General features: G+C 26.1%; 16 protein-coding genes, 10 tRNA genes and 1 other RNA gene. 25 read left to right on the forward strand and 2 right to left on the reverse strand.

Features of this window, described 5'->3' with window-relative positions:
• Nucleotides 1-174 precede the first annotated feature (174 nt).
• From rnr to smpB, 3 genes are read left to right on the forward strand one after another with little or no spacing between them, the layout of a single operon-like run.
• Complete coding sequence (gene rnr / locus LT335_RS02685) at nucleotides 175-2,352, forward strand: ribonuclease R (protein ID WP_249728471.1); 2,178 nt, start codon at nucleotides 175-177, stop codon at nucleotides 2,350-2,352.
• Between the two features lie 20 nt (nucleotides 2,353-2,372).
• The gene (locus LT335_RS02690; RefSeq protein WP_249728473.1) at nucleotides 2,373-2,993 is read left to right on the forward strand and encodes a hypothetical protein; all 621 of its coding nucleotides are present in this window, start codon (nucleotides 2,373-2,375) and stop codon (nucleotides 2,991-2,993) included.
• Between the two features lie 60 nt (nucleotides 2,994-3,053).
• On the forward strand, nucleotides 3,054-3,491 hold the full coding sequence (gene smpB / locus LT335_RS02695) for an SsrA-binding protein (protein WP_249728475.1): 438 nt from the start codon (nucleotides 3,054-3,056) through the stop codon (nucleotides 3,489-3,491).
• An 18-nt stretch (nucleotides 3,492-3,509) separates the two neighbouring features.
• Here the strand turns inward: smpB and LT335_RS02700 are convergent, their stop codons facing one another.
• Nucleotides 3,510-4,460, reverse strand: coding sequence for an alpha/beta fold hydrolase (locus tag LT335_RS02700; RefSeq protein WP_249728477.1), 951 nt, complete (start codon nucleotides 4,458-4,460; stop codon nucleotides 3,510-3,512).
• 376 nt (nucleotides 4,461-4,836) lie between these two features.
• On the opposite strand from LT335_RS02700, the gene ssrA reads away from it, so the two are divergent.
• From ssrA to LT335_RS02750, 10 genes are all read left to right on the forward strand, one after another.
• Nucleotides 4,837-5,261, forward strand: a transfer-messenger RNA (tmRNA) gene (ssrA, locus tag LT335_RS02705).
• Nucleotides 5,262-5,362: 101 nt separating this feature from the next.
• Nucleotides 5,363-5,440: transfer RNA gene (locus tag LT335_RS02710), tRNA-Cys, on the forward strand.
• Nucleotides 5,441-5,536: 96 nt separating this feature from the next.
• A tRNA-Arg gene (locus tag LT335_RS02715) sits at nucleotides 5,537-5,611 on the forward strand.
• 5 nt (nucleotides 5,612-5,616) lie between these two features.
• A tRNA-Pro gene (locus LT335_RS02720) sits at nucleotides 5,617-5,693 on the forward strand.
• Between the two features lie 17 nt (nucleotides 5,694-5,710).
• Nucleotides 5,711-5,786: transfer RNA gene (locus LT335_RS02725), tRNA-Ala, on the forward strand.
• Nucleotides 5,787-5,813: 27 nt separating this feature from the next.
• Nucleotides 5,814-5,891: transfer RNA gene (locus LT335_RS02730), tRNA-Met, on the forward strand.
• An 8-nt stretch (nucleotides 5,892-5,899) separates the two neighbouring features.
• Nucleotides 5,900-5,976, forward strand: a tRNA-Ile gene (locus LT335_RS02735).
• A 10-nt stretch (nucleotides 5,977-5,986) separates the two neighbouring features.
• Nucleotides 5,987-6,077, forward strand: a tRNA-Ser gene (locus tag LT335_RS02740).
• A gap of 23 nt (nucleotides 6,078-6,100) precedes the next feature.
• Nucleotides 6,101-6,175: transfer RNA gene (locus tag LT335_RS02745), tRNA-Met, on the forward strand.
• A gap of 1 nt (nucleotide 6,176) precedes the next feature.
• A tRNA-Asp gene (locus tag LT335_RS02750) sits at nucleotides 6,177-6,254 on the forward strand.
• A gap of 38 nt (nucleotides 6,255-6,292) precedes the next feature.
• Here LT335_RS02750 and LT335_RS02755 read toward each other — a convergent pair.
• Nucleotides 6,293-6,874 carry a GNAT family N-acetyltransferase gene (locus tag LT335_RS02755; RefSeq protein ID WP_249728478.1) on the reverse strand — a complete coding sequence of 194 codons (582 nt, stop codon included), beginning with the start codon at nucleotides 6,872-6,874 and terminating at the stop codon, nucleotides 6,293-6,295.
• A gap of 338 nt (nucleotides 6,875-7,212) precedes the next feature.
• On the opposite strand from LT335_RS02755, the gene LT335_RS02760 reads away from it, so the two are divergent.
• The 12 genes from LT335_RS02760 to infC all read left to right on the forward strand — a co-directional run bounded on the left by LT335_RS02760 (nucleotide 7,213) and on the right by infC (nucleotide 21,579).
• Nucleotides 7,213-7,288 (forward strand) — tRNA-Phe (locus LT335_RS02760).
• A 189-nt stretch (nucleotides 7,289-7,477) separates the two neighbouring features.
• Nucleotides 7,478-8,227 (forward strand): triose-phosphate isomerase, encoded by a 750-nt coding sequence (gene tpiA, locus LT335_RS02765; RefSeq protein ID WP_249728480.1) that lies wholly within the window; start codon nucleotides 7,478-7,480, stop codon nucleotides 8,225-8,227.
• A 57-nt stretch (nucleotides 8,228-8,284) separates the two neighbouring features.
• Nucleotides 8,285-9,634: a hypothetical protein gene (locus tag LT335_RS02770; RefSeq protein ID WP_249728482.1), complete on the forward strand. Its 1,350-nt coding sequence runs from the start codon at nucleotides 8,285-8,287 to the stop codon at nucleotides 9,632-9,634.
• A 30-nt stretch (nucleotides 9,635-9,664) separates the two neighbouring features.
• On the forward strand, nucleotides 9,665-11,227 hold the full coding sequence (gene gpmI, locus LT335_RS02775) for a 2,3-bisphosphoglycerate-independent phosphoglycerate mutase (protein WP_249728483.1): 1,563 nt from the start codon (nucleotides 9,665-9,667) through the stop codon (nucleotides 11,225-11,227).
• A gap of 108 nt (nucleotides 11,228-11,335) precedes the next feature.
• Nucleotides 11,336-12,646, forward strand: a complete 1,311-nt coding sequence (gene eno, locus LT335_RS02780; protein ID WP_249728485.1) for a phosphopyruvate hydratase — start codon at nucleotides 11,336-11,338, stop codon at nucleotides 12,644-12,646.
• Nucleotides 12,647-12,666: 20 nt separating this feature from the next.
• Nucleotides 12,667-13,719: an ATP-dependent 6-phosphofructokinase gene (locus LT335_RS02785; RefSeq protein ID WP_249728487.1), complete on the forward strand. Its 1,053-nt coding sequence runs from the start codon at nucleotides 12,667-12,669 to the stop codon at nucleotides 13,717-13,719.
• 120 nt (nucleotides 13,720-13,839) lie between these two features.
• Nucleotides 13,840-15,849: a M60 family metallopeptidase gene (locus tag LT335_RS04570; RefSeq protein WP_249728489.1), complete on the forward strand. Its 2,010-nt coding sequence runs from the start codon at nucleotides 13,840-13,842 to the stop codon at nucleotides 15,847-15,849.
• A gap of 188 nt (nucleotides 15,850-16,037) precedes the next feature.
• Nucleotides 16,038-17,978: a threonine--tRNA ligase gene (gene thrS / locus LT335_RS02795; protein WP_249728490.1), complete on the forward strand. Its 1,941-nt coding sequence runs from the start codon at nucleotides 16,038-16,040 to the stop codon at nucleotides 17,976-17,978.
• 165 nt (nucleotides 17,979-18,143) lie between these two features.
• The gene (locus tag LT335_RS02800) at nucleotides 18,144-18,500 is read left to right on the forward strand and encodes a hypothetical protein (protein ID WP_249728492.1); all 357 of its coding nucleotides are present in this window, start codon (nucleotides 18,144-18,146) and stop codon (nucleotides 18,498-18,500) included.
• A 71-nt stretch (nucleotides 18,501-18,571) separates the two neighbouring features.
• Nucleotides 18,572-19,180 (forward strand): hypothetical protein, encoded by a 609-nt coding sequence (locus LT335_RS02805; protein ID WP_249728493.1) that lies wholly within the window; start codon nucleotides 18,572-18,574, stop codon nucleotides 19,178-19,180.
• Between the two features lie 175 nt (nucleotides 19,181-19,355).
• Complete coding sequence (gene pyk / locus LT335_RS02810) at nucleotides 19,356-20,807, forward strand: pyruvate kinase (RefSeq protein WP_249728495.1); 1,452 nt, start codon at nucleotides 19,356-19,358, stop codon at nucleotides 20,805-20,807.
• A 220-nt stretch (nucleotides 20,808-21,027) separates the two neighbouring features.
• Nucleotides 21,028-21,579, forward strand: coding sequence for a translation initiation factor IF-3 (gene infC / locus LT335_RS02815; protein ID WP_249728497.1), 552 nt, complete (start codon nucleotides 21,028-21,030; stop codon nucleotides 21,577-21,579).
• Nucleotides 21,580-21,589: the final 10 nt, after the last annotated feature.

Here is a 21,589-nt window from a genome sequence, read left to right on the forward strand (position 1 = left end):
ACATTACAATTTAAGTAAAATGCACTCGAAAAGTAGTGACAGAAATAAAAGATATCTGAAACTATTGATTGCGGTGCATTTGGAATTTAAGGTGCTAATTTTATATTTTTTATTTTAAACTAAAATTTTTATTATAATTTATTAAAAGAAAAGATTTGGAGTTGTTAATAAAATATGAAACAGCAAATCCTTGATGTTTTAAAGAATTCTTTAAAACCTTTATCAGTTGTTGAATTAACTAGTAAATTAAAAATTAGTAATCACAATCAACAAGAAGAAATGTTATCTGATTTAGAAGATTTAAAAAATAGCGATATTATTCTTGAAAACGATCAAAAACAATATTACCTTGAAAAAAATTATCATAATTTTTTAATTGGAACAATTCAAATTACTATGCGTGGTAGTGGCTTTATTAAACCTTTAAATAGTGAAAAAGAATATCGTGTTAGTCCAAATCATACTAATTCTGCTTTAAATGAAGATGAAGTGTTATTTACCATTCTTACTGGTGATGAAGCAGTAGTTAGTCATGTTTTAAAACGCAATACCACGACTTTAGTTGGCACTGTAATTGTTGATCAAATAACAAAAGAAAAAACTTTGAGTATTCAAAATAGTAAAATGCATCGTTATAAAGTTAAAATTCTTAATGAAGAACAAGCAATTGAAAATAATATTGTTGTAGTTAAAATTAATAATTTTCAAGATAATGCTTTTACAGTTACAATTGAAAAAATTCTTGGAAATTTAAATGATCCAGGAGTTGATATTTTATCAGTAATTTATGAAATAGGCATTAAAGCACAATTTGATCCTGAAACATTAATGGCTGCTAATGAAATTAGTCAAACAGTTTTAGAATCAGAGAAAGCAAATCGAGTAGATTTAAGAAAAGAACTTTTAGTAACAATTGATGGTAAAGATGCCAAAGATTTTGATGATGCAATTTGTGTTTATCGATTAAAAAATGGTAATTATCGTTTAATTGTTGCTATTGCTGATGTTAGTCATTATGTTCAACCAAAAAATGCTTTAGATGATGAAGCTTTTATTCGTGGTACATCTGTTTATTTAGCTGATCGAGTAATTCCAATGTTACCAACGCAATTATCAAATGGAATTTGTTCTTTGAATGAACAAGTAGAACGATTAGCGATGGTTTGTGATATGGAAATTAATCATCAAGGTGATACTGTTAAAAGTGAAATTTATCAAGCATTAATAAAATCAGTTCGCAGAATGAATTATGATGAAGTTAATGAGGCATATCATAATCAAGCACCAGAATTTACTAAAACTCATCCAAAAGTATGAAAAATGTTACAAGATGCAAAAGAGTTATATCAAATTTTAGCAAATTATAAGATTAATACAGGAGTAATTGATTTTAATATTGATGAAGCAAAAGTTGTTGTTAATGAACAAGGTGAAGTAACTGATATTAAAGTTAGAACTCGTGATATTTCTGAAAAATTAATTGAAAGTTTTATGATTCGTGCCAATGAAGTTGTAGCTAAAACAATTTATGATAAAAATTTACCTTTTATTTATCGGATTCATGAATCACCAAGAAAGAAAAAGTTGTCACAAATGACAACAATTTTAAAGTTAATGGGTGTTCAAGGCAATTATCATTGAGAAAAGTTGCACTCAAAAGATTTACAAATTTTATTAAATTCAATTAAAGACTTACCAAATTTCCAAATTTTATCAACTTTGTTATTGAGAAGTATGGAAAAAGCACGATATAGTAATGATAATATTGGTCACTTTGGTTTAGCTAGTGATTGTTATACTCATTTCACTTCGCCAATTCGTCGTTATCCTGATTTAGTTGTTCACCGTTTATTAAGACAATATTTGATTACAAAAGAAATTAATGGTAAAGTTATTGCTAGAAATCAAAATTTTACTGCTTTAGCAGCAGAACAATCAAGTAACATGGAAGTTAAAGCAATGGAATGTGAACGAACTGTTGAACAAATGAAAAAAGCAGAATATATGACAAAATTTATTAATCAGAAATTTACTGGTATTATTTCATCAATTACTGGTTTTGGTCTTTTTATTGAATTACCAAATACAATTGAAGGATTAATTAAATTATCAGATATGAATGATGATTTTTATATTTTTAATGAAAAAGCAATGATTTTATTTGGTGAAAGAAAACGAAAGCAATATCGTTTAGGTCAAGAAGTTAATATTATTGTTAAAAATGCTAATAAAGAAACAAGAACGATTGATTTTCTTTTAGCTGATAGTAAGCAAGAAAATAATAAAGTATTGCAAAATAAAAAACGTGATCGTAAAGTGAAATTTTATTATAGTAAACGAGCAAGAAAATAGAAAATTATCAGAGGATAAAAATGAACCTTAATAAGGAAAATAATTTTCGGATTATCAAACAATCATCAGTTACAATTCCATGTTATTTTTTTGGTTTTTTTAAGTCACCAGGGTTAGAAAAATATCCTAATTTACCATGAGTTAATGATGATTATCAATTAATTAAAACTAAAAATTTAAATGATGCTGATTGTCTTAAAATTGCTAATAATTTATTTTTAGTTGGTCAAAAATTCAATTTATTTAATGATATTGATTATTTTATTATGATGCCATTAAAAACTACTTCAGTTAGTAGTTTAGAAAAAATTGTTTTACAATTAATAAAATTAATTGCTGAAAAATTAGAATTAAAAATTCAATTAATTAATGATGCATTTCTTGTTAAAGATTATTTAAAATTTTGAGAAAATCATTTAAATTTAAAACAAAGAAAAACAGAAATTAATAATAAAATTCAGTTTAAAAAAAGTTATCAACACTTTTTTAATCATAAGAAAATTATTATGATTGATGATGTTGTTTCAACTGGGATTTCACTAGCAGAAATTGCGATTAATTTACAAAAGTTTAATCAAAATTTAACAATTACTGCTTTAGCTTATGGTTCGGTTTATCAATGAGAAAAAATTTATCGCTAATTAATAATCGGTTATACTTAAATTATTACAGCATAATAATTTTATTTTTTGGAGCATAAAATGAAAGTTATTAGTAAAAATCGTAAAGCATTTTTTAATTACGAAGTTTTAGATCGTTATGAAGCAGGGATTGTTTTAACTGGTGCTGAAATTAAAGCAATTAGAAATGCTGATGTTAATATTCAAGATAGTTATGTTAGTTTTGTCAAAAATCAAGCATATATTATTAATATGAATATTACGAATTATCAATTTAGTAATTCATATCAAGATGATCCATTAAGGAAAAGAAAATTGTTATTGCATAAAAACGAAATTTTAAGATTACAACATGAACAAAAAACAAAAAGTGTTGTAATTATCGTTTTAAATTTGTATTTAAACCAAAAACAAAAGGCAAAATTAGAGATTGCTACTGCTCGACCAAAGAAATTATATGATAAAAGACAAACACTTAAGGCTCGACAATTAAAAAGAGAAATTAAAGATAAATATTAATAAAAACTAACTTAAAAATTAAGTTAGTTTTTTTGATTCAGATAAAGATTTATTATAAAAATTTAAAATGTCTTGATAAACTTCAGTTTTAATTGGTTCATTTAAAATTTCATGTCTAGCGTTGCGATAAAGTTTAATATTGACATTGGTGTGATGTTTTTTAAAAAGTTTATAAACTTTTTTTACACCTTTACCAAAATTACCAACTGGGTCATCTTGACCTGAAATAAGTAAAATTGGTAAGTCTTTTGGTGCTTTTTGAATATTTTTTTTATTATTAATAAATAATAAGCCAGTAAACATATCTTTAAAAGCACTGGTTGAAAAAACTTGACCAGATAATGGATCATCTTGAAATGCTTTTTGTACTTTTTTATCGGTGCTTAATCATTCAGTTCCAGTTTTACCTTCATCTTTAAATCGTTTACCAAATTTAGCATATGATAAATTATAAATTTTTTGATCTTTTGCTTTTGATCCAAGTTTCTTTTGATTATGTTTTGCGATTTTAATTGAAAGTTTTAATAGTAATTTTTTATGAAATGCTGTACCGCAAATTACTGCTGCTTTAATATTGGCACCATATTTAATAAGATAATGTCGCACCATAAAAGAACCCATTGAATGGCCAAAGATAACGATTGGTTGATTAGGATAAGCTTTTTTAATATAAGATGTTACTTCATATAAATCATCAATAATTTTTTCTCAACCATCTTCTTCTGCAAAAAAACCTAAATCTTCCTTACTTTGTGCTGTTTTACCATGACCACGATGATCATCAGCAATAACTATATAATCATTTTCTACTAAATAGTTAGCAAAATCATCATATCTTTTTGCATGTTCAGCGCTACCATGAACTAATTGAACAACTCCTTTAACATTTTTTAAATTTTTTGGTTTTCATTGATACATATGTAATTTAATGCCATCTCGTAAAGTTTGGTCTCATTCTTGAACTGTCATAACTATTCCTTTAATTGAGTTTATAATTGTTAATATTATTGTAGCACTATATTTTTTATTTATGTTTAGCCAAGTTCGTTACATAATTTTAAAAAATAAGTGTATTATTAAATTAAGGCTATTTCGTTTTATAGTCTCATTTCACTCCTTACGGGTAAAGGTTTGCCGATTTTCGGCTGATACAGCGTCTATAAGGCTGTATTTTTTTATAATTTAATTGATAAACTTTCTGAAGATAAAGTAGAAATAAAAAATATTAAATCTTTTAAGAAGAGTGTAAATATGCAAAAAGAAACATTATAAATTTTTATGATTTTTTTCTTATTAATTATTTACTAATCTTGCTAAAATCAAGCAAATATAGTATAATAATTGTGGGGATGTTTTGGTTTCGACAGAAGAAAACGGTAAGTAATGGCAGTGGTCTTGTAAACCATAAGACTTCGGGGTTCAAATAACCGGAAACAAAAACAAAACTGTAGTTCCTGCAGACATTAAAGCTAAATTAGGTTCATTCAACTTTGGTTTCATGAATTCTAATAACTTAGTTACTTTATCTGCTTAAAGATATATTCAAACTACCATTAATTAAATAATTGTTTGTTGTTATTAATTAATGAAACATAAAACAAACTAGAAAAAACTGATGTTAATAAAGTTTTTTTTAAAAACCTAATTAACTAGTTAATATTGCTTTCGTGTAATTAGACAATATTAATGAGACAGATAATTATACTAAACTGTAGAAGTTATTTGTTAGTTCTCTTTTGGACACGGGTTCAATTCCCGTCATCTCCACCATTTTTAGCACTTATTATTGTGCTTTTTTATTTTCTGTATTGTATTTATTGCATATCATTGATATTATAAAAATGCTTAATTAAAGATGATAAAAAAAATTTGGAGTTGTCGCCAAGTTGGTTTAAGGCCCTAGTCTGCAAAACTAGTATTCGTCGGTTCAAATCCGTCCAACTCCTCCATTATTAAATATGATGAATTCTTAGAAATTAACTTGTAAAATTTTCTTTAAATAAGTATAATTTACTAGGTTTGTTATTTTATTATTAGTAAGTTGTGCGCCTATAGTTTAATGGATAGATCATTTGACTACGGATCAAAAGGTGTGGGTTCGACTCCTGCTAGGCGCGCCAAACCTCGGGAAGTAGTCTAGCTTGGTAGGGCGCTCGGTTTGGGACCGAGAGATCGCAGGTTCAAATCCTGTCTTCCCGACCATATTTAATAATTTACATGGGTTCGTAGTTCACCTGGGAGAACACCTGACTTGCACTCAGGAGGTAGTCGGTTCGAGTCCGATCGAATCCACCATTTAAATTAAATAACAAATTTCTATTTGGCGGGGTAGTTCAGTTGGTTTAGAACATTCGGTTCATACCCGAAAGGTCATGGGTTCAAGTCCCTTCTCCGCTACCATTGATTATGGACCCTTAGTTTAGTTGGTTAAAGCCCCCGGCTCATAACCGGGTGATCATTGGTTCGAATCCAATAGGGTCCACCAATTATTAAATGGGAACTTACCCAAGTGGCTGAAGGGACCAGTCTTGAAAACTGGGAGGCGTTTTGCGACGCGCGGGGGTTCGAATCCCTCAGTTCCCGCCATTTAAATAAATTTCATATTATATTTCGGAGTGGAGAAATGGTATCTCGTCGGGCTCATAACCCGAAGATTGTTAGTTCGAATCTAGCCTCCGAAACCATGGTCTTGTGGTGCAGTTTGGTTAGCACACCCGCCTGTCACGCGGGAGGTCGCGGGTTCAAGTCCCGTCAAGACCGCCATTTTTTTAAATAAATAAAAAAGTTAATTAATAAATAATTTAATTAACTTTTTTATTTTTATTAGGAGAATTTTTTAAATAATTTCTTTTAGTAATTGCTAAAAGTTTACAATCATAAATTTGATTATCTTTAATGAAATTATCATGTAAAATACCTTCAAAAATCATCTTGCAACTAATCATAGTTTTTTCTGAAGCAATATTTTCAGTAACACAAACCCCCTGAATTCGGATAATATCTAAATTATTAAAAATATAATTAATTATTGTTTGTAATGATTCTTTCATATAACCTTTATTTTGGAATTTTGGATTAAGTGCATAGCCAATTTCAATTGTTTTATTTTCTTGATAATATCGCATAACTCCACAAGTACCAATCATTATATTTTGGTCTTTTAATTCAATTGCTCACATAAATTTATTTGGTTGTTGATATTGTTTAATTGTATCTTTGATAAATCTTTTACTATCACGAATTGATTGATGTGGTTGTCAAAAAACATATTTACTCAATGCTTGATCTTGAGCATAGTCAAAAACATTTTTAGCATCTTTGCGTTTAATGGTTCTTAGAATTAATCGTGATGTTTCTAGTTGTGGAATTTTTGTTTTACTCATAAATATTCCTTTATTTTGAGATATTAAATTTAGATAATAATTTAATTGTATTACAATTTCTTGTTTATTAATTTTCAGTTTCGATTGTTTTTGTTTTTTATTCTAAATTTATTTTAATTTTTTGTTTAAGAGTTTGTAATTCTTTAGTAAGTTCAATGATTTTTTTAAATATATTCTTCATAATTCAACTCCGCTATCTTTTTATAATATTTTATTATAAGTAAATTCCCATTATATTTTTCTTACTTTTATAGTATATTACTTTTATGAAGATTTGTTTTTTATAATAAAAATTTATTTTGTCATTTTAATAATTTATGTTATTATTTTATCGTCAAGGTTGAGTAGCTCAGTAGGTAGAGCATACGACTGAAGATCGTAGTGTCGGCGGTTCGATTCCGCCCTTAACCACCATTATTAAAAATATATTTTAAGGCATTTAGATGCCTTTTTCTTTTGAAATTACTCTTTTTTAAATCTGGAAGTCTTATTTTTCTTAGATAAATATGTTATAAAGTAAATGGTTATTTATTTAAATTAATTAAAACTTAAGATAAATAAAGAAAAAACGGATTTCATCAATATAGAAAAGAAGGTTTACTAATGCGTCAAAAAATTATTATTGGAAATTGAAAAATGCATAAGACAATGAAAGAAACAACTGACTTTTTAACTGAATTTGAGAAAAAGATAAATAATAAAACTTTTAATTGTCAATTTGGTATTGCTTCAAGTTTCACTAATTTAATTGCTTTAAAAAATAAGCAAGTAAAAAATTTAATTGTTGCGGCTCAAAATTGTCATGATCAATTGCAAGGTGCGTTTACTGGTGAAGTTTCAATTAACATGTTGGAAGAATTAAATGTTAGTCATGTTATTATTGGTCATTCGGAACGTCGTCAATATTTCAATGAAACAAATGAAAGTATTAATCGTAAATTAAAAACAATTTTTAATAACTCTAAAATGATTCCAATTTTATGTTGTGGTGAAACTTTAGTTCAATATGAAAGAAAAACTACTGATCAAGTAATAGAAACACAAATTAAATTAGCATTAAGAGATATTTCTGGTGAAAATGTAGCTAAATTAATTATTGCTTATGAACCAATTTGAGCAATTGGAACAGGTAAAACTGCTTCTGTTGCTGAAGCACAAAATATTTGTGCTTTGATTAGAACAATAATTGCTAAGTTATATCAAAAAGAAATTGCTAATAAAGTAAGAATTCAATATGGTGGGTCAGTAAAACCTGAAAATATTAAAACATTTTTAGCACAACCTGATATTGATGGTGCTTTAGTTGGTAGCGCTTCATTACAAGTAACTGACTTTATTAATTTATTGCATTAATTTTTTTATTTTTGATAAAAATTTATTTATTCTAAAAGTAGAAAGAGGGACAATAAAATGCCTCAATTAGAAGAAAAAAATTGATGGAAATATTTAAAAACAAAAGCTAATAGTTATCTTTTTCCTAAAACAAAAATTATTAAAACGAAAAAGAGAATTAATAGTAAGATTTTGGCTTTATTAGATGAAAAAGCTGAAATTGTTAATCAATTATCAAATCATGGCTTAATTGTTTTAGATCGAACAATTTTAAATAGTTGTGATAATAAAATTATTTCTGAACAAGGTATCATTAGTAGTGACTTTTTTAAAGCCAAAATTATTGATGTTAATAATAAAATTATTAAAGGTGTTTATTTTCATTTAGTAAAAATAATTTCAGGTATTATTGTTATTAATCCTGAGCATCAAATAACTTTAGAAGCTGATGAAGAGTTCAATAAAAGATTATCTATTAATAAATTAGCTGCGAAATTATTTAATTTGTTTTTTAATCATTATGATAAGTTACAAACAAATCTTATTTCAAAAATTAAAATTATTATTAATGAATCTCAATTTCAACTAAGATTTAAAAAAATTAATGTTACAAAGGATTTAATTTTTCAAGTTCGTAATTCAATTAATAATTTTTTAAGTAATAAGAAACTTGATTATCAAAATTATCAATTTCTAGAAAATAATTTAACTAAAGTAGAAATTAAAAATATTTTTAAACTTGAAAAACTTGAAATTACAAGTTTTGAAATTAATGGTTCTAATTTTATTGTTACTTTCTTGGTTGGTAAAGCAAACATTGATCAGTTTTTTTTGAATGCTAAAAAAGAATTATTAACATCAATTAAAGTAATTAATAAAAAAATTAAAGTGATTAATAATGATGAATTAATTTCACAATTTTATTTGAATGATGAAATAAATACTTATGAAGATTTAGGAAAATTAAATCAAGATTATTTGCAGTTAAAAAGCAATTTTACTAAATTTAAAAATCAAAATTTGCAAATAGTAAAAAATCTTGTTGATCAGTCTGCTGGAACTCATTATTCAGAAAGAGTTGCTGATTATGATATTGTTCATATCAGCTTTAATAATTTTTTAATTGACAAAGAATTATTAGAATTAAAAGCAAAAGAACAATTGACAGAAGGTAAGAATAAAATTTTATTTTTATCAAATAATAATCTTGATGATTCTTTACTTGTTTGAAAAATTAGTACTGATTTAATTAATAAAATTAATTTAAAGTCATTAATTGAACAATTTTCATCTTCATCATTTATTAAAATTAATAATCATAATGATGATACTGTTTTTATTGAAGCTAATAATTATCAAGTGATTAATGATTTTATTCAAAATATTATTAAATACTTAAAAGATAATACTAATAATCAAACAATTTAAATAACTTAATTGAAAGGTTCGTATTAAACAATGAAAAAACAACCAATTTTATTAGCAATTTTAGATGGTTTTGGAATTGCAAAACCTAGTTCAAGTAATGCAATTAGTCAAGCTAAAACTCCAAATTTGGACTATTTTATCAAAAATTACCCTCATACAGAATTAAAAGCTTCTGGTTTAGCAGTTGGTTTACCAGAAGGACAAATGGGTAATTCTGAAGTAGGTCACTTACATATTGGAGCAGGTAGAACAATTTATCAATCTTTAACGTTAATTAATCGGGCAATTGCCGACAAAACATTTTTTAAAAATCAAGTAATTACTAAAGCAATTGCTGCTGCTAAAGCAAAAAATAGTAAACTTCATATTATTGGACTATTAAGTGATGGTGGTGTTCATGCTCATATTAATCACATTTTGGCATTATTAGATTTTTGTGCGCAAGAAAAATTTTCTAATGTTTATCTTCATGTAATTTTAGATGGTCGAGATACTAAAAGTAATGTTGCCAAAATTTATTTACAACAATTAATTAATAAAATCAATCAGTTAAAAATTGGTCAAATTGCTTCAATTTCTGGTCGTTATTATGCCATGGATCGTGATAAACGATGAGATCGCTTACAATTAGCCTATGATGCAATGGTTTTTCACCAAGGAGCATCTTTTTCTGATCCGTTAACTTATATTGATCAAGAATATAAAAATAATCATAGTGATGAATTCATTATCCCTGCATATAATAAAACTTTATCTAATAGTAAAATTAGTGATAATGATAGTGTAATTTTTGCTAACTTTCGTCCTGATCGAGCAATTCAATTAGCATCAGCTTTATCTAATAGTCATTATCAATTTTGAGACAATAATAAAGCAGTACCATTAAAGAATATTTATTTTGTTTCAATGATGCATTATGCTAATAGTGTTAAAACACAGGGAATTATTTTTCCACCTAATGATGTTAATAATGGTTTGGGAGAATGATTGAGTAAAAATCATTATACACAATTAAGAATTGCTGAAACTGAAAAAATTGCCCATGTTACTTTCTTTTTTGATGGAGGTAAAGATTATTTTAAAAATGGTTTAGCAACGCAAGGAGAAATTACTTTACCAGGTGCTAGTATTGATTTAATTCCTTCACAAAAAGTAGACACTTATGATTTAAAACCAGAAATGAGTGCACCACTAATTACTAATAAATTAATTAGTGAAATTGCAAAAGATAAATATGATGTAATTATTTTAAACTTTGCTAATGCTGATATGGTTGGTCATACTGGTAATTTAAAAGCAGCAATTAAAGCAATTGATACTATTGATGAATGTTTAGGAAAAATTTATCAATCATTAAAAAAAGTTGATGGCACTTTGATTATTACTGCCGATCATGGTAATGCTGAAGTAATGATTGATGAACAGGGTGAAATTAACAAAAAACATACATCACAACTTGTACCATTAATTATTTGTAAAAAAGGATTAAAGTTAAAATCAGAAGGTAGTTTAGCTAATATTACTCCAACAATTTTAGACCTTTTAAAATTAAAACCAGCAAAAGAAATCACAGCGGAATCTTTATTGGAATAATAATAAAATAATTTAAAGGTGTTATTGTTATTAATTACAAATTTTGTATAATATTATTTATAAATTTGGAAAAAAATTATTAAAAATAAAGGAAGGTAATAAAATACAATGTCAAAAATTATTAATGTTCGAGCTTTGCAAGTGATTGATTCTCGTGGTAATCCAACAATTCAAACAGAAATTTGAACTGAATTTGGTGGTTATGGAATCGCGCTTGTTCCTTCTGGTGCTTCAACTGGTTCAAGAGAAGCAATTGAATTACGAGATAAAAATGCAAAGATTTATCAAGGAAAGAGTGTTTTAAAAGCTATTGAACATGTTAATACAACAATTGCTAAAGCAATTATTGGTCAAGAAGTTTCAGAACAAAAATATTTAGATCAATTAATGATTAAATTAGATGGAACTGAAAATAAATCAAAATTAGGAGCTAATGCAATTTTAAGTGCTTCTTTAGCAATTGCTAAAGCAGCAGCAGATGAACTTGATTTACCATTATATCGTTATTTAGGTGGTGCTAATGCATGTCAATTGCCAGTGCCAATGTTTAATGTTATTAATGGTGGTGCTCATGCTGATAATAATATTGATTTTCAAGAATTTTTAATTATGCCAGTTGGAGCAAAAGATTTTAATCATGCAATTCAAATGGCAGCTGAAACATTTCATAATTTAAAAGATATTTTAAAAGCGAAAGGTTTAGTAACTGCTGTTGGTGATGAAGGTGGATTTGCCCCTGATTTAAATAGTACTGAAGCAGCTTTAGACTTAATTATTGAAGCGATTAAAAAAGCTGGTTATCAACCAAAAACTGATATAATGATTGCTATGGATTGTGCTGCTAGTGAAATTTATCATAATGGTAAATATATTTTAGGAGCTAAAAGAGATAAAGATGCTAAAACTAAAAAAGTATGATCATCAGAAGAAATGGTTGATTATTTAGTTTCTTTAACAAAGAAATATCCAATTATTTCAATTGAAGACGGTTTAGCAGAAGGTGACAAAAAAGGATTTAAATTATTAGTTGAAAAAATTAATAATAAAATTCAAATTGTTGGTGATGATTTATTTGTTACAAATCCAAAAATTATTGCTGAAGGTATTAAAGAAGGACTTGCTAATTCTGTTTTAATTAAATTAAACCAAATTGGAACTTTAACTGAAACTATTGAAGCAATTCAAATGTGTCAAAAAGCTGGATGAACTGCTGTTGTTTCTCATCGTTCAGGTGAAACTGAAGATACTACAATTGCTGATTTAACTGTTGCGTTTAATACAGGTCAAATTAAAACTGGTTCAATGTCAAGAACTGATCGAATTGCTAAATATAATCGTTTATTAACAATTAATGCTGATTTAGCAAATCAAGCAGAATTTTTAGGGCCTAAAGTTTTTTATAACTTAAAAAATATTTAAAACACAAAATGGGGTTTGTTATGAGCGAAATAAGTAAAAAAAGAAAAATTGCAATTTTAACTTCTGGTGGTGATGCTCCAGGAATGAATAATGTTATTCATGCTGTTTATAAAACAGTGAAAGCAATGAATTCAGAAAAACAAACAAATAAAAATCTTACTCCGGAAGAGAAAAAACCATGAGAATTATTGTTAATTAAAGGTGGTTATCAAGGGATTTTAAAAAAAGAAATTTTTGAAATTGATGATCATTGAAAACAATTAATTACTAATAGTACTAAAATTGGTGGAACAATCCTTGGTAGTGCTCGTTTTAAAGCTTTTGAAGAAGAAGAAACGAGAAAAAAAGCCAAAAGGATTTTAGATGAATTTGGAGTTGGTGTTTTAATTGCTGTTGGTGGCGATGGTACTTTTGCTGGTTTACAAAAATTAAGTGAATTGGGAATTCAATGTATTGGGATTCCAGGAACGATTGATAATGATGTTGTTTCAACTGATGTGACAATTGGTTTTGATACAGCATTAAATACAGTTGTTGAGGCAATTGACCGAATTCGTGATACATCAAATTCTCATTCAAGAATTTCAATTGTTGAAGTTATGGGTCGTCATTGTGGTGATTTAGCAATTCATGCAGCAGTTAATGCTGATTTAGTTGCAACACCGGGCAATCCAAAAATTCCAGAACATGAATTAATTAATATTGTTAAAGATTTACATCATAAACAAAGTTTAAGTTCAATTGTTGTTTTAGTAACAGAGAATTTATATGATGTTAAAAAATTAGCAAAAAATATTGAACAAGAATTAAAAGTAGAAACAAGAGCAACAGTATTAGGACAAATTCAACGAGGTGGCGCACCAAGCGCATCTGATCGTTATCTTGCAACTATGATGGGAATCTTTGCTGTTGAACAAGCTGATAAAAAAGGAGATTCTAGTGTTATTATTGCTTTACAAGGCAATAAGTTAACTGTTCTACCAATTCATGTTGCTTTAAGTATGCAAAGAAGTGATCGTTCTGCTGCTGTTAGTAAGATTTTACGATTATCAGGAATTTTTTATAAAAAATAATTATTAAAAAATTGAACATCTGTTCTACAATTCATAGAACATACTGTTCAATTTTTATTTTTTTTAAATATAGTTTATAATTTTATTACATAAATAATTTTAAAGATAGGGGTATTTAAAATGAAAAAAATTTTATCATTAACAGGTTTATTAACAACAGCCGTAGTATTACCAAATTTTGGAGTTTATTCTCATAATCAAGTTAAAACAAAAGAACAAATTACTGATATTTTAGATCAAAGTAATGACTATAGTTATATTGAAAAAACACTTTTAGCAAGCGAAAATCGCTCTTTTCAACATTCATTTTTTACACCAACTGGTTATTTTTTAGAAAAAGACAAAGAATATCAGATTAAAATTAATAAAGATGCAAAAGCAAATGATTTATTATATTTAACAATTGGTCAATATCGTAGTTATCAAGGTTTAAATGATGGTAAGGATGTTGGATTTGAAACTGTTAAAATTGTTGGTGATAATATAACTATTACACCTAAAAATTCGGGAATGTTATATTTGAAGGATTATCGTTTTACTAATAAAGTTAAAATTTTAACTATTACTAATGATCCGATAAAAGTTCCAATATTTATTGTTAATGAAACTAATCAAGCAGATTTTTTTAATGAAATTATGAACACAAAATCTTTTTTTGTTGAAGTTATCTCAAAACATGTTTTTGGAACATTCCAAACTCAAATGTTTAAAAATCAAGTGATACCTGCTGTAGGAGTTAATATTAATGAAAATATTTTAGCTTGAGATCAAATTTGAAAATATACAAATGAAGCTTATGGCTTAAATGAAAAATATTCAGGTGTAGCAAAAAAATATCCGCAATTTATTCATATTGCTAATCCTGATGATAGTGGTAGTAGTTATGCTTATACAAATAATTATTATCTTGCTTTTCATAATCATTTTAATGCTGGAAGAGATCTTTTTACTAGAAAATCTAATAATCAATGAGGATTATGACATGAAATTGGTCATACTTATCAAACACCACAATATAAATGAAGTGGTGATTTAACAGAAGTTACAGTTAATATTAGTGCTTTGTATGCGCAAGAGAAAATGTTTGGTGCAATTGGTGGCAATGTTGATGGAACAAGTAATATCACAAAGGTAAAAGCATTTTTAAATTCTAATGATACGAATAAAGATTATAATAAGCAATCAGATTTATTTGTTAAATTAACAATGTTTTGACAGTTAAAAATGGCTTTTGGTGATAATTTTTATCCAACATTATCACAACTATATCGTACTGATTATTTAAGTGTTTCAAATATGCAGCAAGATTTTGTTAAAATCACATCAAAAGTTACTAATCGTAATTTAATTCCATTTTTTCAAAAATGAGGTTTTAACATAACAGATGATACTAGAAAGGCAGTTGAACAATTGCCAACATTAAAAAATAATATTTGAGAAAATGTTATTAATGGAACTCATCAACCTATTATTGAATGACAATTACCAAAATATCAAGTATCAACTATTAAATCTGAAATTAAAGCAAAACAGGTAGTTGCTTTTGGAACGACAATTAATGAAAATAATTTTACTAATTTTTTTGATATTTCAGAAAATAAAAATATAATGTGAAATGATATCCGTTTTAATTGAATGAATTATTTCATGCAAGATGGTAAATATTATGTTCAAATCAAATTTGTTGTTAAAGACGAAGGTTTATTAAGTAATAATTATTTATATTTTGCTCAAGTTTCTTTTGACGACACAATTAGTTTAATTGGTTATGCTTATTATCAACGAGGAATCATTGGTCTAGATAAAGAAAATCACAAGTTTTATTTTGCTGGATCAGGAACTGGACTTGATGTAACACAAAAACCAAATGTTTATTATACAATAACTATTAGAAATCAAACTGGTGAAGTTATTAAATCAGTATCTTTAACAGGTGCTGATAATGTTGCTAACATTATTGGAAAAAATGATTTGCTAAAGATTGCATATCAAGAAGGTTATACACTTGAAATTAAAACTTTAATTGTAAATAAAAATCGCTTGTTTGACTCAATAAGTAATACTTGAGTAACTAATAATACATATTATACAAAGTATCAGATTTCTAATAATCATTTAATTAAAATTTAATAAATATTCTTTGCATAAAAATGTACCTCCATAAGTAGTTTCAGATAACTTTTTATTTTCGTGTCTACTTTTTGAGGTGCATTCTAGTATCTTTCTAAGTTTTTATTTTTTAAATTTTTTCATTTATTATTAATAATGTTAAAATGATATTAAATTATAATAATTAACAAAAAGAAAGATTTGAAATTATGGAAGTAAAAATTTTAGATGAAAAAAATAAAATTAATAATATTAAACTTAATCAAGCAATTACTGGTTATGATTTACTGCAGAAATATTATCCAAGTAAAGATAAGAATCAAATTGTTGCTTTTTTCTTAAATGATAAAGTTCATGATTTATTCGCTAAAATTAATAATGATGCAACAGTTCAATTTATTTTTCAAAAAGATTTAGAAGGCTGAAAAGCATTAAATTATGGTTGCGCTTTAGTTTTAGCTTATGTAATGAAAAAATTGTATCCAGAAGCAATACTTGCCGTTGCTAATAATTATGAAGATGGCTTTTATTTAGACTTTGATTATCAACAACAATTAAAACAAGAAGATTTTTTAAAATTAAGTGAGGAAATGACTAAAGTTTTAAATACAAATTTTCCAATTTCACTTTTTTGTCAAGATTTAAAAACGACATTAGAAACTTATCAAGATAATCCTTATGTTCAAGAATATGCAAAACTTAATCAAATTAATGATCAAATATGTTCTTATTTAGTTAATAATAAAGTAAAAATGATTGCTTCAGGTGTTGCTGTTGGCACTAGTCAATTGATTAAACATTTTAAATTAACAAGTATTACAGGTGCTTATTGATTGGGTAGTGATAAAAATAAACAATTACAAAGAGTTACTGGAATTGCTGATTGAACAAAAGAAGCATTGGAAACGAAAATAAACCAAATTGTTGCAAGAAAAAACAGAGATCATCGTTTTTTGGGTAAAAAATTAGGCATTTTTATGTTTAATGATGAAGTTGGTAAAGGCTTACCTTTATTTTTACCAAATGGAATGATAATTAAAAAAACAATTCAAGAATATTTACGTCAACAAGAATTTAAATGAGATTATCAAGAAGTTGCTACTCCTGTTTTAGGTTCAGTTGATTTATATAAAAAAAGTGGTCATTGAGATCATTATCGTGAAAATATGTTTAGTCCAATTGCAAAAGATAATGAGATGTTAGTTTTACGACCAATGACTTGTCCTCATCATTGTATGATTTATCAAGCTACTGCTCGTTCTTATCGTGATTTACCAATTCGTTTAAGTGAACATGCTTTATTATATCGTTATGAAGCTAGTGGTGCTTTGACAGGTTTAGAACGAGTAAGATCAATGGAATTAACTGATTCTCATATTTTTGCACGACCTGATCAAATGAAAGAAGAATTTAAACGATGCTTTCATTTAATTGCTGAAGTATTAAGAACATTCAAAATTAAATATGATTATTTATCTTTATCATTAAGAGATTCAAAAGATACTGAAAAATATTATCAAGATGATGAAATGTGAAATACATCAGAAAATGCTTTACGAGAAGTCTTGAATGAATTAAAGCTAAAGTATAAAGAAATGATTGGTGAAGCAGCATTTTATGGTCCAAAATTTGATGTGCAAATTAAAACAGCACTAGGTCATGAAGTAACAATTTCAACAATTCAATTTGATTTCTTATTACCAAAGCGTTTTAATTTAACTTATATTGATAATCAAAATCAAGAACGACATCCTGTTATTATTCATCGTGGAATTATTGGAACTTATGAACGATTTATTGCAACTTTATTAGAACAAACACAAGGTGTTTTTCCATTATGATTAGCACCAAAACAATTAGTAATTTTACCAATTAATAATAGTGAAGAAATTATGGCATATAGTACTGTTGTTTGTGATGCTTTTAAAGCAAAAAATATTCGGGCAATAATTAGTAGTACTGAAACGTTAGGTAAAAGAATTAAGCTTGCGCATGAAGAAAAAATTCCTTATATTGTTGTCATTGGTAATAAAGAATTAAAAACTAAAAAAATTACCTATCATACTTATCAAGACCAAAAACATGATCTTAGTGTGACGAAAGAAGTTTTAGTAAGAAAATTATTAAAAGAAATTAATAATAAAAGTTAGTATTAAATTAATAAGACTGATTTAGATCAGTCTATTTTTTTAATAAATTTTGAAAAAATATTAAAATGCTATTTATATAATAGAATAATTTTTGTACAATTATATTAATTACAGGGATTAGTGTTTAAAGTTGTTAAATAATTAATAAGAAATGTAGGAGTTTAGATGTCTTATTATGAAGCAATGACAATATTAATTAGTATCTGCTCATTTGGAACAACGACTTTCTTTGCATATTTAGTTTATAAATTAACTAAACAGGCAAATGAAATTGCTGTAGAGTCTCTTAAGTTACAAGAAAAGATTTTAGTTTCACAAGTTGATAATGTACATAAAAGTATTACAAAAGAATATTCTCCTGAAAATCATGATATTACTAATGAGTTTGATCAATCTAATGAAAAAAATGAATCAAATTTAAACTCATATAATAATAGTATGAATAAAATAAAAGCAAGCGAGTATAAAAATTGAAAAATAAATAATAATAAATTAAAGAAAAATTTTTTAATTCAAAAATAATAATATTATTTAGAGTCAAAACCTGAATTTTAGTATAATATTAATAATAAAACATTTTAAGGAGATTAAATATGATGGTAACAAAAAAGCAAGATTTGCTTAATGAATTTAAAAAATCATATATTCTTAAAAAAGCAAATAAAATGGCACAAGATTATCAATTTATAAAAGGTTTTATCTTAAAACAAATGACACATTATAATTATTTATTATTTAAATTTTTAAGTAAAAATAAAGAAAAAATTGATAATTTTATTGAAAAGATAAAAATTAATAAGAAAATGGATAAAGATAATTCTTTTTTAAAGGATTTAAGTTTTATTATTGCAATTCCAAATTTAATAAGAAAATATAATAATGAAATTGAAGTTGATTTTGTTTTTTTGGAAAATAATTTTTTTAAAATTGAAACAAATAAAGAAAAAAGTCAGTTACAAGCTAGTTTAAAAGAATTGGAAAAAGAACTTAGTACAATTGATATATCTGACTTATATAAATTTGGTAATTTTATTTTGAATTTTTTAACTAATTATGAATTAAGAGAAAAAATATGTATCAAATTATTAAACTTAGAATTAGAAGATAATAGTAATAAGTTTGAAGAAGCAATTAATCAACAATTTGTTCAAAATCAAAAAAGGATTAATACTTGAAATAGTATTCAAAGTATTTGAGTTTAATTTTTGGAAATTGATACTTTAGGAAACATAGTGCAGATAAATGTATTATGTTTTTTATTAATTCTAAATAATTTTTAAAATTTAAAGTTAAAGCAGTTTTATATTTTATACTAAATAGTATATAATTTATTTTAGAATATTTTTATATTATGTATAAAGAAAATGGAGAAAATATATGTCTAAAAATAATGTAGAAAAACCCGATGTTACAAAATATAATAAAAGAACAAAAATAATTACAACAATTGGTCCAGCAACCAATTCGGCTGCTGCAATTCAACAGTTATTTATTAATGGTATGACAACAGTTCGTTTGAACTTTTCTCATGGTGATCATGAAGAACAAGGCGCAAGAATTGTTTGAGCAAAACAAGTAATGGAAAAAATTGGTAAACCGATTTCAGTTATGTTGGATACTAAAGGTCCAGAAATTAGAGTTGGGAAAATGCTTGATGATAAACAGTTAATTGTTAAAGATAGTGTTGTTACTGTTTATACTAAAATTACTGATTATCAAAAGAAAATTTGTGGCCCTAGTGAAATGACTGTATCTTATGATATGTCAAAAGATTTAAAGCCAGGGAATGTTATTTTAGTTGATGATGGTAAATTACAATTAGATGTTATTTCAGTTAAACCTGGAGTAGTTGAAACTAAGGCTTTTAATCAACATTTATTGAAAACTAATAAAAGAATTAATTTACCTGGAATTAAATTTTCTTTACCATTTTTATCAGAAAAAGATATTAATGATATTACTTTTGGTGTTAAACAAGGAATTGATTATATTGCAGCTTCATTTGTTAATACTGCAGCTGATGTTAAACAAATTCGTAATTTATTGAAAAAATTAAAAGCAGAAAATATTGAAATTATTTCAAAAATTGAATCACAAGTTGGTATTGATAATATTGATGAAATCATTGCTGCTTCTGATGGAATTATGGTTGCTCGTGGTGATTTAGGTTTAGAAATTCCTTACTATGATGTACCATACTGAGAAAAAATTTTAATTAGAAAATGCCGTAAAGCTGGTAAGTTAGTAATTGTTGCAACGCAAATGTTAGAATCAATGACAGATAATCCATCACCAACAAGAGCAGAAGTTACTGATGTTTATTTTGCTACCGAATTAGGTGCTGATGCAACAATGCTATCAGGTGAATCTGCTAATGGTACTTACCCACTTATTGCTACTTCTACTATGGCAACAATTAATCGTCGTGCTGAAATGGAATTTTATTCAAAATTATATTACGAAAAACAATTTCAAGATGCTATGAATTCAACAACTGGGCCAAGAGCAGCAATTGTTAAAAAGTTAGCACAAAAGTGTAAAACAGGTGATTATGAATATGCTGTTGTTTTATCAAAAACTGGTGAATTGTTAAAAGCACTTTCAAAGTTTCGTCCTAATACAGTAATTCTTGGTGTTTCAAGTAATGAAAAATTATATACAGCGTTTGGTTGTTATCATTCAATCTTTATGACTAAGGTTGATGATTATGAAAAATTTATTAAATCAGATGAAGAAATTTCTTATATTGCTCAGTCATACGGAGCAAAAATTGGTAGCAAGATTCTTTTCATGCGAAGTGAAGAAATTAGAGAAATTACAATTAAGTAAATGCGATAAAATTAGGGCTAATTCTAGTAATTAGTCCTTGTTTTTTTAAATAAAAGTTGCTATAATGCTTATTAGCATAAAGAAAGTAGTTTTCACTCACCTGATAGTTAAGTTACTATAGGTTAAATGCTTTAAAGTTATTTTTAAATAACTAAAGAAGATTTAATGGTGAGTGTGCATTTATGCACACTTTTATTAATGCTTATTAATTGGAGGTTATATGGCAAATAAAAAGCAAGATGATTTATGAAATGAAAAAATTCCTTTTCAAGAATTTTTAGTAATTTCAAATGATGGTAAAAATTTAGGTGTAATGAAAAAGTCAGATGCCTTGGCAAAAGCACAAAGTATGAATCTTGATCTTGTATGTATTTCACCCAATTCAAAACCACCCGTTTGCAAAATTGTTAATTTTGACCATTACCGTTATCAACAAGAACAAAAAGAAAAGATACAACGCAAAACGCAAAGAGCTAATATTATTAAAGAAAAAGAAGTTCGCTTAACAGTTAATATCGGTGATCATGATTTAAAAGTTAAAGCTAAAAAAGCAAGAGATTTTTTATTAAAAGGTGACAAAGTAAAAGTATCTTTAAAATATCGTGGTCGCGAAAATGAATATCGTGAACTTGGTTTTGAAAAATTACAAATGTTTTATAATGAAGTAAGTGATATTGCTATTAGCGATAAAGATTTAAATAATTTATCAAAATATAAAACAGAAGGAAATTTCTTTAATATTTATTTAACATTAAAAACAAAAGAAGATTAATGCTGGAGGT

It is taken from the genome of Spiroplasma attinicola (assembly GCF_023509825.1).
In the GTDB taxonomy this organism is placed as follows: Bacteria; Bacillota_I; Bacilli_A; order Mycoplasmatales; family VBWQ01; genus Spiroplasma_D; species Spiroplasma_D attinicola.